Source organism: Bifidobacterium sp. UTBIF-68 (genome assembly GCF_006408855.1).
Lineage (GTDB): Bacteria > Actinomycetota > Actinomycetes > Actinomycetales > Bifidobacteriaceae > Bifidobacterium > Bifidobacterium reuteri.
In genome coordinates, this window is record NZ_JFAN01000023.1 from 35,071 (window position 1) to 49,291 (window position 14,221).

9 protein-coding genes are annotated in these 14,221 nt (G+C 61.0%); 5 read left to right on the top strand and 4 right to left on the bottom strand.

Annotated features, from left to right (window positions below):
* The first annotated feature begins 218 nt into the window (after nt 1-218).
* Entirely contained in the window at nt 219-647 is a 429-nt protein-coding gene (locus BW14_RS07375; RefSeq protein WP_140464755.1) for a sterol carrier family protein, read from the top strand.
* A 375-nt stretch (nt 648-1,022) separates the two neighbouring features.
* Here BW14_RS07375 and BW14_RS07380 read toward each other — a convergent pair whose 3' ends face one another.
* Nucleotides 1,023-1,406 (bottom strand): DUF3073 domain-containing protein, encoded by a 384-nt coding sequence (locus tag BW14_RS07380; protein ID WP_044089522.1) that lies wholly within the window; start codon nt 1,404-1,406, stop codon nt 1,023-1,025.
* Between the two features lie 134 nt (nt 1,407-1,540).
* Here BW14_RS07380 and trpS point away from each other — a divergent pair, with 134 nt between their 5' ends.
* Together trpS and BW14_RS11995 are read left to right on the top strand one after the other, a co-directional pair.
* Nucleotides 1,541-2,632, top strand: a complete 1,092-nt coding sequence (gene trpS, locus BW14_RS07385; RefSeq protein WP_140464753.1) for a tryptophan--tRNA ligase — start codon at nt 1,541-1,543, stop codon at nt 2,630-2,632.
* 116 nt (nt 2,633-2,748) lie between these two features.
* Nucleotides 2,749-3,027, top strand: a complete 279-nt coding sequence (locus BW14_RS11995; protein WP_140463385.1) for a hypothetical protein — start codon at nt 2,749-2,751, stop codon at nt 3,025-3,027.
* Between the two features lie 278 nt (nt 3,028-3,305).
* On the opposite strand, the gene BW14_RS07390 is transcribed toward BW14_RS11995, so the two are convergent.
* Nucleotides 3,306-4,331, bottom strand: a complete 1,026-nt coding sequence (locus BW14_RS07390) for a hypothetical protein (protein WP_044090684.1) — start codon at nt 4,329-4,331, stop codon at nt 3,306-3,308.
* Between the two features lie 222 nt (nt 4,332-4,553).
* On the opposite strand from BW14_RS07390, the gene BW14_RS07395 reads away from it, so the two are divergent.
* Nucleotides 4,554-6,191 (top strand): amidohydrolase, encoded by a 1,638-nt coding sequence (locus tag BW14_RS07395; RefSeq protein WP_044090683.1) that lies wholly within the window; start codon nt 4,554-4,556, stop codon nt 6,189-6,191.
* A gap of 270 nt (nt 6,192-6,461) precedes the next feature.
* Here BW14_RS07395 and BW14_RS07400 read toward each other — a convergent pair whose 3' ends face one another.
* Together BW14_RS07400 and BW14_RS07405 are read right to left on the bottom strand one after the other, a co-directional pair.
* Nucleotides 6,462-8,099 (bottom strand): sodium/proline symporter, encoded by a 1,638-nt coding sequence (locus tag BW14_RS07400; protein WP_140464751.1) that lies wholly within the window; start codon nt 8,097-8,099, stop codon nt 6,462-6,464.
* Nucleotides 8,100-8,338: 239 nt separating this feature from the next.
* A complete protein-coding gene (locus tag BW14_RS07405) occupies nt 8,339-10,597 on the bottom strand; it encodes a threonine/serine exporter family protein (protein WP_140489908.1) in 2,259 nt (752 codons plus the stop codon).
* A 575-nt stretch (nt 10,598-11,172) separates the two neighbouring features.
* Between BW14_RS07405 and BW14_RS07410 the strand changes: the two genes are divergently transcribed.
* The gene (locus BW14_RS07410) at nt 11,173-13,926 is read left to right on the top strand and encodes a phosphoenolpyruvate carboxylase (protein ID WP_140489910.1); all 2,754 of its coding nucleotides are present in this window, start codon (nt 11,173-11,175) and stop codon (nt 13,924-13,926) included.
* Nucleotides 13,927-14,221: the final 295 nt, after the last annotated feature.

Genomic DNA, 14,221 nt, shown 5'->3' on the forward strand with positions numbered 1-14,221 from the left:
GCGATATGAACGTACGTATGAACTCTCCGTAACGGCATCGGCAAAGATCGTTATGCATACGTTCGCATAACAGAGCCTAGCATGACTACGTAGTTTGTGCATCTTTCATGCCTGTCATCGTTTGCAGACACAGGACAAACCATGCCTCGGCAACGCCACCTCGCCAAGGCCACCATGCCGCGACACGGCCGAGCGCCGTCCCGTGCGAAGATGGACGCATGGCTGTCATTTTGGAAAAAGACCTGAAACGAGGGGCCGAGGCGCTGCACCAGTGGAGCGACGCAGCCCATGAAGCCTCACTCGCCGCAGGCGCGACCAGCGTCGCGGACCGTCTCGCCATCGCCCCCACGCTGCCGCGACCGGCATGGGCCATGGCCGTGCGATACTCCTTATTCCTTTTGGAGCGCAAGGTGCCCGGCCCCGGCGTGGAAGTACGCGTGGCGCCGTGGGGTGCAGTCAAGATACTGGACGGCCCGGCATCGGATCCGCATAATCTCACACCGCCCGATGTCATCGAACTCGAACCGGACGTATGGCTGCGTCTGGCCTGCGGCATCACGACATGGGCGGAGGAAAAGGACGCCGGCCACATCAGCGCGGTCGGCGAACGCGACGACCTGAGCGACCTGCTGCCGCTGGCTCGCTGATTCTATTCCGGCTCTCCTTGTCAGGACAGCACCGTAAAGCAAACAGCGGAGCTGTTTGTAGGTGCTGTGCGAGCCGACAGGCGAGCTGGCAAACCGCGCGCGAAGCGCGTCCACAATTGCAGGACCAGCACCGTAAAGCAAACAGCGGAGCTGTTTGTAGGTGCTGTGCGAGCCGACAGGCGAGCTGGCAAACCGCGCGCGAAGCGCGTCCATAATTGCGGGACCAGCACCACTCAACCAATTACAACCGAATCAATGGCTCTTCAGTCATACTTAACAATCCACAAACAAACCCGAATGAATAAAGGCACCCACTACCGGGTGCCTTTATTCGTTACTGCGCTTTCGATACTGGATTCTCAGTACCGACTACCGTCACTGCTTCGGCTTGAGCGCGCTCGGAATCGGGCGCGGCTTCGGCATCGGAATCGGCTTGTGAGGAGCTACCGGCTTGGCGGCCGTCGTCTTCGGGAATTCACCGCTGGTGGCCTTGGCCGCAGCCTCAGCCGCCCACTTGGCGTACTCGTCCAAATCATCGTCCGCAACGGGAGCGGCATGCTTGCTGTTGGCGGAATCATCGGATTTCACATCGGTGTCCGCATATTGGTCTTCAACGTCGGCGAACGGGTCAACAGAACCTGTTCCCGGCTCTTGCTCACTCAGCTCTTTTGCCAGCTCATCGTAATCGGTGTCGGTAGTCAGATACTTCAGCTTACGGGCTATTTTCTGCTGTTTTGCCTTCTGACGTCCGCGGCCCATCTGACCCCCTGAAATTACTATGCTGTTCGATTCATCAACTTAAGAGAGTACCACCTAAAATGTCCATGTTCGTTGTCGGCTCACACTTTTACCATAAAAGCGTTTATTTCCAAGGCACTTTCAAAGGAATCCGCATGACCGACGAGCAGCAACTGACAGCGGCAGGCAATGAAATGAGCGCGAGCTTCCTCGCAGCGAAGAAGCGTTCCGACGAGACGCTTGCCAAGCTCGAGGCCGAGCCCGGCAAGTTCACGATGCTCACCGGCGACCGCCCCACCGGGCGTCTGCACCTGGGCCACTACTTCGGCTCCATCAAGGAGCGCGTGGCCATGCAGAACAAGGGCGTGCATTCGAACATCATCATCGCGGACTACCAGGTGATCACCGACCGCGACACCACCGAGCACATCCAGGAGAACGTGCTCAACTTGGTGCTTGACTACATGGCCGCCGGCATCGACCCGAAGAAGACCATGATCTACGCGCACTCCGCCGTGCCGGCCGAGAACCAGCTGCTGCTGCCGTTCCTCTCCCTGGTCACCGAGGCTGAGCTGCACCGCAACCCCACCGTGAAGTCCGAGATGGAGGCGTCCGGCCACGCGCTGACCGGCCTGCTGCTCACCTATCCGGTGCATCAGGCATGCGACATCCTCTTCTGCAAGGCCAACGTGGTGCCGATCGGCAAGGACAACCTGCCGCACATCGAGATCACCCGCACCATCGCCCGTCGTTTCAACGAACGCTACGCCAAGAAGCACCCGGTGTTCCCGGAGCCGGCCGCCATCCTGTCCGACGCGCCTGAAATCCCGGGCCTCGACGGCCGCAAGATGAGCAAGTCGTACGGCAACTCCATCATGCTGGGCGCCACGGCCGAGGAGACCGCCAAGCTCATCAAGAAGAGCCCCACCGACTCCGAGCGCCGCATCACCTTCGACCCGATCGCCCGCCCGCAGGTCTCGGCGCTGCTGACCACCGCTGGCCTGGTGACCGGCCGCGACCCGAAGGACATCGCCGAGGAGATCGGTGACGCCGGCGCAGGCGCGCTCAAGGCGTATGTGATCGAATCCGTGAACAGCTTCCTGGCCCCGCACCGCGAGCGCCGGGCGGAGCTCGCCAAGGACATGGACTACATCCGCGACGTGCTCGAAGACGGCAACAAGCGCGCCAACGCCATCGCCGAGGAGACCCTCGACCAGGTGCGCGAGGCCATGGGCATGAAGTACTGACCGGCTCCGACCGGTTCGGGGCCTCCGCCAAATCCATCATCCGAATCCCGCTCATTGCAATGACTACGGTCGTGCAATGAGCGGGATTTGCTGTATCTCATCGGCAACACGCCGCGATGCGTTTCAAACTGTCGCAAAAAGCAGGTGCAGCAACGGGCGCGCGCAATAAGACAGCCGCGAAAATCGACATCACCGGATTAAATCATGCTGATCATGCCTCGGCAACATGCCTCGGCAACAGCTATCTGCTTTCAATGAGGTACTTTTACGACTTTGCGGAAAGCTATCTGCCTTCAATGAGGTATCGAAAACAGGAAACCGAGAGTATGTCTGGCGTTATTGCAGTGCTTGTACTCGCAATATCCCGTTATAGGCACCACACTGAAGGCAGATAGCTTTCCGCAAAGCCCCGGATGTACCTCATTGAACGGAGATACAAGAAAATAGAGGAGCGCACGTCCACATCTCCGAGGCATGGCGCAGTATTCCACGGAAACCCTTGTCCACAACAACGTCATTCCCGACGAAGCAACACCATCATGGGACTCATCATGGCCCGTCACCTCGATGAAACACGTACCACCCACATCACGTACCTCAGAACCCATGGATGAGCAGCAATCAGAGACGTTCCCCACTCACAGTAGTGATACGCGAGCAACATACGACGTATCTATGCGACGGCATCTAACTCATCCGAGGCAGCACCAAAAACAGCACCATCACCATTGCCGGCATGCAACAATGGCGTGAAATGGAGCTTCTCATGCATCGGCTTGCGACGCAAACCCCGACCATCGCAAACCTGCAATATGGTCTTGCGAGCAGTCAGCTCGACATGCTGCCCGACTACCTCCTCTATCCTCCTCGCCACCCTTCTCGCCAAGGCTTCTTCGCTCTCATCGTCTCCGAGGTCGAGTTTGGTGACCTGCACGTATTGCCATCCTTCATCTTCAATCGCCTGCCGTCTTCTCGTGTCATTCAGCCATTGTCCGGCATGATGAGAACCATCGTATTCAATGCAGACCTTGAATTCCGGATACGCCAAATCAAGGTACACGGGCTTGCGATTCCTTCCTGCGACAATCGGGTAATTCACCTGCGGGCAGTCCAAACCATATTTCAGCATCACCAACCGCGTTCGACTCTCCATCGAAGAGTCCGTGCCGCTTCTCGCCAACAGCAATGCCCGTTTGCAATTCTCATAACCCGGGAACAGTCTGGCCCGCTTTCCTTCGCCTTGCATGGTTCGAACCTGCGATTCCGCCGCATGCACATATGCGGCGAGTTCGTCCAATGTCGTTCGGCACAACCTCCCGTTCCTGCGCATCATCGAATCGGCCAGCACTATGAGTTCCTCCAAATCCAGATAGGCTGCGAACATCGCCCATGTGCAAGCTGGGGACGTGCACGGGAATTGACGTTCGACCATGACCTCGTCCAAAGGAAACGACCAGACGACCGGCGTGACACCATAAATACGGTATCGTTGGCTCGCATGCGAGACGGCGACTACGGCAGTGTTCTTCAGCCGTCGGCATTTACTGGACAGTCGGGGCAGCTCAATCGCCTGAAGCTCCAAAGCGGTCATCAGGGCATAAGGAGGACGCCACCCGCTACGCTGCTGAATCTCTGCGCACGCTTTCATGCGCTGGTACTTGAGTTCCGTCAGTTCCGACAATGTGTCCGCCCCGCCCATGATGATCACTCCTTTGTGACATACAGCACGGGTATTGGGAACCCGCATAATCGCAAGTCTAAAGACCGACGCCACCGCTTGTCCATCGTCCTGTTTTTCTGGTGGATAAATGTGGATAACACGGTGGATAACCCGGTGGATAACTCCGCATATGGCACAGGGTAGCCCGAGTTGTTCCCGGAACCGCAGCCAGCATTCACACAGGCGTGGCATGATGTCGGTATGAGCAGCTTGGTGCATATCGTCAATGCAGGTATTCCCGGAACGCGGGGACACGTGGACGTGGTGCTTCGCAATGGGAGCGTCGCGTCCGTCAGCCCGACCCCGACAGCGGAGAACGGTGGCGCTATGACGCGCAGCGGAGGCTCGCCGTCCGGCGAATCCACAACCGATGGGGGCGCAACCACAACCACCATCGACGCTGATGGGCTGTGGGTCATTCCCGGTCTGTGGGACTGCCACACGCATTTCACGCAATGGGCCAAGACACTGGGGCGTCTCGATCTCATCAATGCGCATTCGGCGGCCGAGGCGATGGATATGCTGCGCGCGCATCTGGATGAACGACGCGCGGCCGGGACCCTCAACCCTGATGCGTTCGTAGTGGGCATGCGTTTCCGTCATTCGCTGTGGGCCGACGACGAGCAGCCCACGCTGGCTGCCATCGACGCCGCGTCCGGCGAGCAGCCGGTGGCGCTTTCCAGTGCGGACATGCACTGTGGTTGGGTCAATTCCGCGGCGGCGCGCCGGCTCGGGGTCCACGTGGACGGCAAGACCGGCCTCGTGGGCGAGCTCGAGTGGTTCAACGCGTACACGCAATTCGATTCGGTTCCGGGAGCCGCCGAGGAGACCGACCGGTTGTTGCGCGAGGCGGAGAAGGACGCTGCCGGCAAGGGCATCGTCGGCATCCGAGACTACGAAATGGCCGAGAACATCAACACATGGATCGCTCGTTTCTCGGCCGGCATCAACGGCCTGCGGGTGGATACCGGCGTCTATCCCGAACGTCTGCGGGAGGCTATCGACGCAGGCTGGCATACCGGCGACCCGTTGCCCGGCAGCCATGGCCTGGGGCGCGTCGGCGCCATGAAGCTCATCGCGGACGGCTCGCTCAACACACGTTCCGCGTATTGCTCCACGCCGTATTCCGGCATCGAACCCCCAACCTACGGCACCCTGAGCTACACGCCGCAGCAGATTGAGGATTACATGCGTCTGGCCACCGAACATGGCTTCGACATCGCCTGCCACGCCATTGGAGATGAGGCAAACACCATTGTTCTGAACGCGGCGGAGGCCACCCATGCCCACGGCTCGATCGAGCATGCCCAGATGCTCAAGCCCCGGGATATTCCACGCCTGGCGGCGTTGGGCCTTGATGCGAGCATCCAGCCCCAGCATGCGATGGACGACCGAGACGTCATAGCTCGATTCTGGGCCCATCCCGCCGGCATCCCCTACCCGTTCCGCGCTCTCGCCGATACCATGGCTGTGGCTGCCGAAGATGCGCGCACGCGCGGAATCACGGGCATTCCCGGCAGCGGCCGATACGGACAAGCGCGGTTGCGCATGGGGTCCGACGCGCCGGTTGCGCCGCTCGATCCATGGTTGGCCATTTCCGCCGCCGTGTTCGAGACCGAAAGCTCGGATCGCGAGCCATTCCAGCCGGAGCAGCGTTTGAGCATTCGCACCGCATTGTCCGCGTCGACGGCCTTGGGACGCGAGTCCGTTCAACCAGGAGACCCGGCTGACCTCGCGCTACTTGACGTTGACCCATACTCCATTGACACGCCTGAGGACATGCGTGCTTTGTCCACGCACGTGGCGATGACATTCCTAGACGGCATGCGCACGCATTAGCGTCATGGTCCCGCGAATAATGTTTTCTTCATCCGCATACACGGTTAGCCTGATCATGCCTCGGCAACAGCTATCTGCCTTCAATGAGGTACTTTTACGACTTTGCGGAAAGCTATCTGCCTTCAATGAGGTATCGAAAACAGGAAACCGAGAGTATGTCTGGCGTTATTGCAGTGCTTGTACTCGCAATATCCCGTTATAGGCACCACACTGAAGGCAGATAGCTTTCCGCAAAGCCCCGGATGTACCTCATTGAAGGCAGATAGCCGTTCACACGCCGCGGACCTCGGACTCCATGACCTTCATCGGCTCATCCACCAACACGGAACCGTTGGGCAGGGTGCCGGGCAACGGGTCGTCCATGTAGTGGTCGAATTCATAGAGCATCTGGTCGCTCGGCGCCTTGGTCACGAGCGACACCACCACAATGAACAACAGCGAGACGATGAATGCCGGCAACAGCTCGTAGATGGCGAACACCCCGCCCATCGGCTTGATGAGGTTATGCCAGATCAGCACGGTCGCGGTGCCGGAAAGCATGCCGGCCACCGCCCCGGCCCGGTTGGTGCGCCTCCAATACAGCGCGCACAGCATCAGCGGCCCGAACGAGGCGCCCAGACCTGCCCACGCATAGGAAACCACCTGGAAGATCGAGGAATTCTGGTCGAACGCCACGAGAACACCGAACAGGAACATCACGACAAGCGTCAATCGGGCCACGATCATGACCTGCCTGTCGGTGGCCTTCTTGTGGAACAGCCCACGGAAGATGTTCTCGCCCATGGCGGAGGCGCCGATAATCATGTACGACGAGCTGGAGCTCATGGAAGCCGCGAAAATGCCGGACACCACCACGCCACACACAAAGCTCGGCAGTAGGGCCTGCGCCAACACGATGAAAATGGTTTCAGCGGATGCCGCAGTGAGCAGGTGGGTGGGCATCATCGCGCGTCCCACAAGTCCGATGCACACGGCGCTGGCCAATGACAGCACGCACCATCCCGTCGCGATGATTCGGGACTTGCGCACTTCCTCGACGCTGCGAATCGACAGGAACCTCACCAGCACCTGCGGCATGCCGAAGTACCCGAGGCCCCACGCCAGCATCGAAACAATGGTGATGACGCCGTAGTCGGTCGGCGCGCCGAAGAGCGCACGCCCCGCTTCGACGATCTGCTCCCCGCTCACCGGGTCAAGCTGAGGAGCCGCTACTTGGGTGCCGGAAAGGAATCCGGGGATGGACTGCAGAAACGCCACGGTATTGCCGATGCCGCCCGCAGACGCCACTGTGCCGATGAACACCACAGCGAGCGCGAAGAACATTAGCAGGCCTTGGATGAAGTCGGTCATCACGACCGAAAGATAACCGCCGACGATGGTGTAGACGAACACCACTGCCGCGCCGACGATCATCATCACGTGGTAGTCAAAGCCGAAGAGCGCGTGGAACAGCTTGCCGACCGTGACGAAGCAGCTGCCCACATACACGCAGAAGAACACCAGAATGATGACGGCGGCGATCGTGGAGATCACGCCACGACGGTCGTGGAAGCGCTTGGCGAAGAAATCCGGGATGGTGATGGCGTCGCCGGCCACCACCGAGTAGCGGCGCAGGCGCCGAGCCACGAGCTTCCAGTTGAGATAAGTGCCGAGCGCCAGTCCGATGGAGGTCCACATCGGGTCGGCCGCACCGGTGAAGTAGGCCAGGCCCGGCAGGCCCATGAGCAGCCAGCCGGACATGTCGGAGGCCTCGGCGCTCAGCGCGGTGAGCCATGGCCCCACGCCACGCCCGCCCGCGAAGTATTCCTTGGAGGAGGAGTTGGACCGTTTGGAGTAGATGAATCCGATGGACAGCATGGCTGCGAAATACAGCACCATGGCCAGCAAAATCCAGAAATCGTTTGCCAACTGCGTTCCTCTCTATGCCCTATTGGCCTTATTGGCTCTCTTGCGCGCTGTACTTTTCGATTGAGCGATGCCGGCGCTTGCCGCTATCCGCCCGATAGTAGCGGATAGCGGCTCCCCATGCCCAGTCATCGTCGAGATGCTGAGACTCGGGTGCCGGCTAGTAGTCCGTCCCGTAATCGGTTGAGCGCTGACTGGGGAAGAGAAAAGGCTGAATCCCTAATTATTTATGAGACGAACCACTAGATGTCGTATCGCCAGGATTTGTCGGTGATGACGCGGGCCATCGCCAGGCCGATCGGCAGGCAGATGATCACCATGAACGCGCGGAACGCCCAATCCAGCGCATTCAACGTGTCGAAACTGCCGAGGTACCACATGGCACGGTACATGTACAGACCCGGAACCATGATCACGATCGACGGCACGGTCAGGCAGATACGCGGATAACCGAGGTGCGGGGGCAGCCAGCCCTTGCGCACCGACGAACGCCATGCGGAGGCGAGCAGGCCAGCCAGCAGCGCGCCGATGAACGCGCCGGCTTCGGGCGGCACGTTCAGCAGCTCGACGATCTCCAGCCGCAACGTGTCGGTGATGGCGCCAATCAGCGCGGCGACCAGGCACATGCGTTGCGGCGAATTGAACATGATGGAGAAGCCCCACACCCCGAGGAACGCGAACACAAAGCGCAGCGCGCCATTCACCCAGACATTGAGTCCCAACGGCTCGAATCCGGTGGGGTTCAGATGCACGATGGTGGCGACCATCCAGCCTGCGAGCGTGGCCATCAGCACGATGCACAGGAAGTACATCAGGCGCTGGATGCCTGACGGGAAGTCGATTTTGGCCATGTCGAGACCGCTGGTGATCAGCGGGAATCCGGGGATGACGAACAGCATGGCACCGATGTATGCGGTGTCGTGCTGCAACGCAACCGGGTCGAACAAGCCGATGAGTCGCAGGGTACCGGTGCAGGCGAGCGCCGCGACGGCCACGCATACGAACGTGACGAAGAACTGGTTGAGATGGTGCTTGAACAGTCGGCGCCGCAGCCAGTGGCCAAGGCCGGCGCCGACGAACGCGCCGATCATGTCGTAGGGGCCGCCGCCGAGCAGGAACACGAAGGATGCGCAGGCGATGGCCGAGGCGAGCCCCGCGAAGGCCGGCGAGTACAACGGCTTGCGACGCTCGATCATGTCGAGGCGCTGGTGTGCCTGCCGCACGGTGATGCCAGGGCGCCCCTTCACCGGCTGCTGGCCGACATGGTCGAAGTGGGCGGCGTACTCGCCCTTCGGCGGTTTGCGCGGATTCCCATGCCGATCGGTCGTCGCGGCGGAGACGAAGCCGTCGTCCGGCGCGGCACCGTGGCGGCCTGCATGGCCTTGCCCGCCGTGCACGTCGTGGACATGGTGCATTTGATCACGCAGGTCACGGAATTCCTGGGCCTCATCATGGGCTTCATGGCTCGCGTCTGCGGCAGCGCCAGCGACACCGGCAGCGTCAGCATTACCCACAGTGCCATCATTACCCACAGCGCCATCTTCTGCGGCCGGCGATTTCGCCGCACCGGCTGCATCGGCCGCCGCACCAGCCGCACTCGTCGCACCGGCGGAATCACTCATATTGTCGACGAATTCCGCGAACTCGACGCCCATCACTTCGGCATCCGCCTGCCCGTCCTCATCGCCATTACGGTGGCGATGGGCAAGGCGCCGGCGTTCCTCCTGCTCGGCGACGGCCGCCCTCGCAGCCAGCGATTCGGTCATCGCGGACTGCGACCAGTCCGTCTCGTGCACGTTGAGCTGTTCGGCCAGCGGCTGGCCCGGATCGGTGTGTCGGCTGGCCTCCTCGAGCGCGTCGAGCACGGCGTCCTGACCTTCCCGCGCATCCGCGCCGACCTGCTCATGCTGCACTTCGGCTTCCTGAGCCTCCGCCTGACGCTCCTTCTTCTCCTCGCGAATCCGCTTGGAAAGATCCGCCGATATCTGCGAGGCGTCCTTCTCGTCGAGATGCTGCATCAGCCCGGAAGACACCTCGGAGGTCTTGTGATACATCGACTCCTCGCCAAGGTTCACGCTGAACCAGTCGGCGAAATGCTCGAGCAGCCAGATGCGCTCGGTATTGACGCCGGTAGTAGGCAGATCGATGACTTCGGTGATGCGGTCCTTGCCGTCCGTGCAGGCGGCTTCGATGTCCGTGAGGTTGACGTCGGCGCGCACGTGCACGCCGAGCGGGTAGGCGATGCGGTGCATCATCTCGCGCACACGGAACGATCCGGTGCCGGCTGAGAGGTCGAGCAGGCCCACGCGCACGATCACGCTGGCTTTGGCTGCGATGCCGGCTTCGGTGATCGGCTTGTCCCAGTCGCGCTCGATGTCCTCCATGTCCAAAGGAATGGAGTGGGTGTGGAAATGCTGCACGGCGATGGCACCGTGTTCGTCGGGTTTGCGGTGTTCCTGATGCGTCTGCGGGTGCTCGATGTGATTCGTCTGCTGCTGCATGCGATTCCCCACTTCCCTAACTTATTCTCTCGACTCTCGACTGTTGTGTCAGTGTTCCCGCTGCGTTCCTGCTGCATTACCGCTTCCGCGGCGGATTGCACAGTGTCTGCACTGCCGCGAATGGCTGGACGTATCACCGGGATGGATTCGCGGCCAGTGTCTGCCGAGTGGCGTCACGCGCGGGTTTACCGATGCATCCGCAGATGCGTCTCGTCCTAGAACACTCACGGCCCACCAGCAACTCAACGTACCCCGCGCCCTTCCCCGTGCGCACAGTCCCCCAGCTTGCGGTTTCATTTTTTGGACGTTTTCTATTCGATATGTGGAATCAAGAGAAGTGACACCACAGGAAGCGCCATTGCCGTCGCGCACACCGGGGCAGCGAATCCGGCATATGGTACCCACACAGTGGACTTCGTAACGTAAATGGCGATTATGCGGCGATACACTGTTGCCCACACGACAACCACGTTGAATACGGGCTGTGGGCTCGCAACGACTGGCCTCAACAACCGCGGAGGAGCCGCGGACGACCAGCAGACCGAGCAACCTGATATTCGGCAAAGGAGGTTAATTTGGCATCAGAAGAAGAACAGATCACTCCCGCTGACGCCGCCATCGTCACCACCGGAACCGGCAAAAAGGGTCCGGAGGAGCATGATCTTCCCGAAAACCTGAAGTACGACATGGATCTGTGCCTGCGGATTCTGCGCGACGTACTGGGCGAATACAATCCCGAACTGCTCTCCACCTTCGACACCGTGCGCAATTACGCGGTCGAAGCCAGCGCCGAGCACTTCGGCGGCTTGGTAGACCCGAACCCCGGCCACGATGGCTTGAAGGCCGCCGTCGAGGTCATCGACAACATGACCCTGCACGACGCCCAGCTGCTCGCACGCGCGTTCGCCACCTACTTCCATCTTGCCAACCTTTCCGAGGAGAACTACCGCGTCTCCGTGCTGCGCCAGCGCGAGAACGACGTCACCGACGACCAGGCCTATGACCCGGTCAACGAGATGACGTCCGCCTACCACCAGCTCATCAACGAGATGGGCCCGGCCAAGGCCAAGGAGCTGCTCGACCGTCTGGAGTTCCACCCGGTCTTCACCGCGCACCCCACCGAGGCCCGCCGCAAGGCCGTGGAAGGCAAGATCCGCCGTATCTCCGAGCTGCTCGAGGAGCACAAGGTCCTTGGCGGGTCGGACAAGAAGGAGAACCTGCGCCGCCTCTACAACGAGATCGACGCTCTGTTCCGCACCTCCCCGATCGCGCTGAAGAAGCCGACCCCAGTCGAGGAAGCGGACACGATTCTCGACATCTTCGACAATACGCTGTTCCACACCATTCCCAAGGTCTACCGCCGCTTCGACGACTGGGTCCTGGGTTCCAAGGCCGGCCTCGTGCCGCCGGTGTGCCCCGCGTTCTTCCACCCGGGCAGCTGGATCGGCTCCGACCGCGACGGCAACCCGAACGTCACCGCCAAGGTCAGCCGTCAGGTGGCCCGCAAGTTCTCCGACCACGTGCTCGCCGCCCTCGAGGAGGCCACACGCACTGTGGGCAAGAACCTCACGATGGAGGCCGAGACCACGCCGCCGAGCTCCGCTCTGCGTATCCTGTGGAGCCACCAGAAGGAGATGAGCGAGCGTCTGACCGACAAGGCCGCCCTGATCTCCACCAAGGAGCTGCACCGCGCCGTGATGCTGGTGATCGCCGATCGCCTGCATTACACCATCGAGCGCGACGCCGACCTCATGTACCACACCTGCGATGACTTCATCGCCGACCTCAAGACCGTCCAGCAGTCGCTGGCCGACGCGGGTGCCAAGCGCTCCGCCTACGGCCCGCTGCAGGACCTCATCTGGCAGGCCGAAACCTTCGGCTTCCACATGGTCGAAATGGAGTTCCGTCAGCATTCCGTGGTGCATTCACGCGCCCTCGCGGACATCCGCGAGCACGGCCTGCACGGCGAACGCGGCGAACTGCAGCCGATGACCCACGAGGTGCTCGACACCTTCCGCGCCCTCGGCTCCATCCAGAAGCGCAACGGTCTGAAAGCCGCACGCCGCTACATCATCTCCTTCACCAAGAGTGCCCAGAACATCAAGGATGTCTACGAGCTCAACCGTCTGGCGTTCGCACACCCCGAGGATGTGCCGACCATCGACGTGATCCCGCTGTTCGAACAGCTTGAGGATCTGCAGAACTCGGTGGACGTGCTCGAGGAAATGATCAAGATCCCCGAGGTGCAGGCTCGTCTGAAGGCCACCGGCAACAAGCTCGAGGTCATGCTCGGCTACTCCGATTCCTCGAAGGACGCCGGCCCGACCTCCGCCACACTGGCCCTGCACTCCGCCCAGGAGCGCATCGCCAAGTGGGCCGAATCGCATGACATCGACCTGACCCTGTTCCATGGCCGCGGCGGCGCCGTCGGTCGTGGCGGCGGCCCGGCCAACCGTGCGGTGCTCGCCCAGCCGGTCGGCTCCGTGAAGTGCCGCTTCAAGCTCACCGAGCAGGGCGAGGTCATCTTCGCCCGCTACGGCAACCCGGTGCTGGCCATCCGCCACGTCGAATCCGTGGCCGCGGCGACCCTGCTGCAGTCCGCCCCGAGCGTGGAGAAGCGCAACACCGACATGACCGAGAAGTATGCCGACATGGCCGCTCAGCTCGACGAGGCCGCGCACAACCGCTTCCTCGACCTGTTGAACACCGACGGCTTTGCCCCGTGGTTCTCGATCGTTACGCCGCTGACCGAAATCGGCCTGCTGCCGATCGGCTCCCGCCCGGCCAAGCGTGGCCTCGGCGCCAAGTCGCTCGACGACCTGCGCACGATTCCGTGGATCTTCTCCTGGGCTCAGGCCCGCATCAACCTGGCCGCCTGGTACGGTCTCGGCACCGCATGCGAGAAGTTCGGCGATCTGGAGACCATGCGTCAGGCTTACGAGGAATGGCCGCTGTTCTCCACCTTCATCGACAACATCGAGATGTCCATCGCCAAGACGGATGAGCGCATCGCCAGGATGTACCTTGCCCTCGGCGACCGCGAGGACCTCAATGAGAAGGTGCTCAACGAGATGGAGCTCACCCGCAAGTGGGTTCTGGCCATCGTGGGCGACAAGTGGCCGCTGCAGCACCGCCACGTGCTCGGCCAGGCCATCCGCATCCGCTCCCCGTACGTGGACGCGCTGTCCGTCACCCAGGTGCTCGCCCTCAGGTCGCTGCGCAAGAAGGTGGACAAGGAAGAGCTCTCGCAAAGCCAGCAGGCAGGATTCATCTACCTCATCCTGTGCACCGTCTCCGGCGTCGCTGCCGGCCTGCAGAACACGGGCTGATTTTCTGCATCGACACCTATCATCGGGAAGCCCCGCTCTGGTGAGCGGGGCTTCCCTGTTTTTGAGGTTATGAATCCGATGATCAAGGCGCGCGGCAGGCGCAATGTGCAGGCGCAATGTGCAAGAGGATGTTCCCAAAACAGCACTCTGGCCCCTTGTCCACTTGCCGGTTTTATATCTTTTTATAATATTTTATAATCTTTTATAATGTTTTATAATCTTTATATTTTCTGCCTTGTGACACAATACAGTGGAGGTATCCATGACTAGGCAACGGCACAGTAACCCTTTCAAA

Excerpts from the sequence above, each read along its gene's own strand:
- BW14_RS07375 (WP_140464755.1), top strand. The coding sequence starts at position 219 with ATGGCTGTCATTTTGGAAAAAGACCTGAAACGAGGGGCCGAGGCGCTG.
- BW14_RS07380 (WP_044089522.1), bottom strand. The coding sequence starts at position 1,406 with ATGGGCCGCGGACGTCAGAAGGCAAAACAGCAGAAAATAGCCCGTAAG.
- trpS (WP_140464753.1), top strand. The coding sequence starts at position 1,541 with ATGACCGACGAGCAGCAACTGACAGCGGCAGGCAATGAAATGAGCGCG.
- BW14_RS11995 (WP_140463385.1), top strand. The coding sequence starts at position 2,749 with ATGCGTTTCAAACTGTCGCAAAAAGCAGGTGCAGCAACGGGCGCGCGC.
- BW14_RS07390 (WP_044090684.1), bottom strand. The coding sequence starts at position 4,331 with ATGGGCGGGGCGGACACATTGTCGGAACTGACGGAACTCAAGTACCAG.
- BW14_RS07395 (WP_044090683.1), top strand. The coding sequence starts at position 4,554 with ATGAGCAGCTTGGTGCATATCGTCAATGCAGGTATTCCCGGAACGCGG.
- BW14_RS07405 (WP_140489908.1), bottom strand. The coding sequence starts at position 10,597 with ATGCAGCAGCAGACGAATCACATCGAGCACCCGCAGACGCATCAGGAA.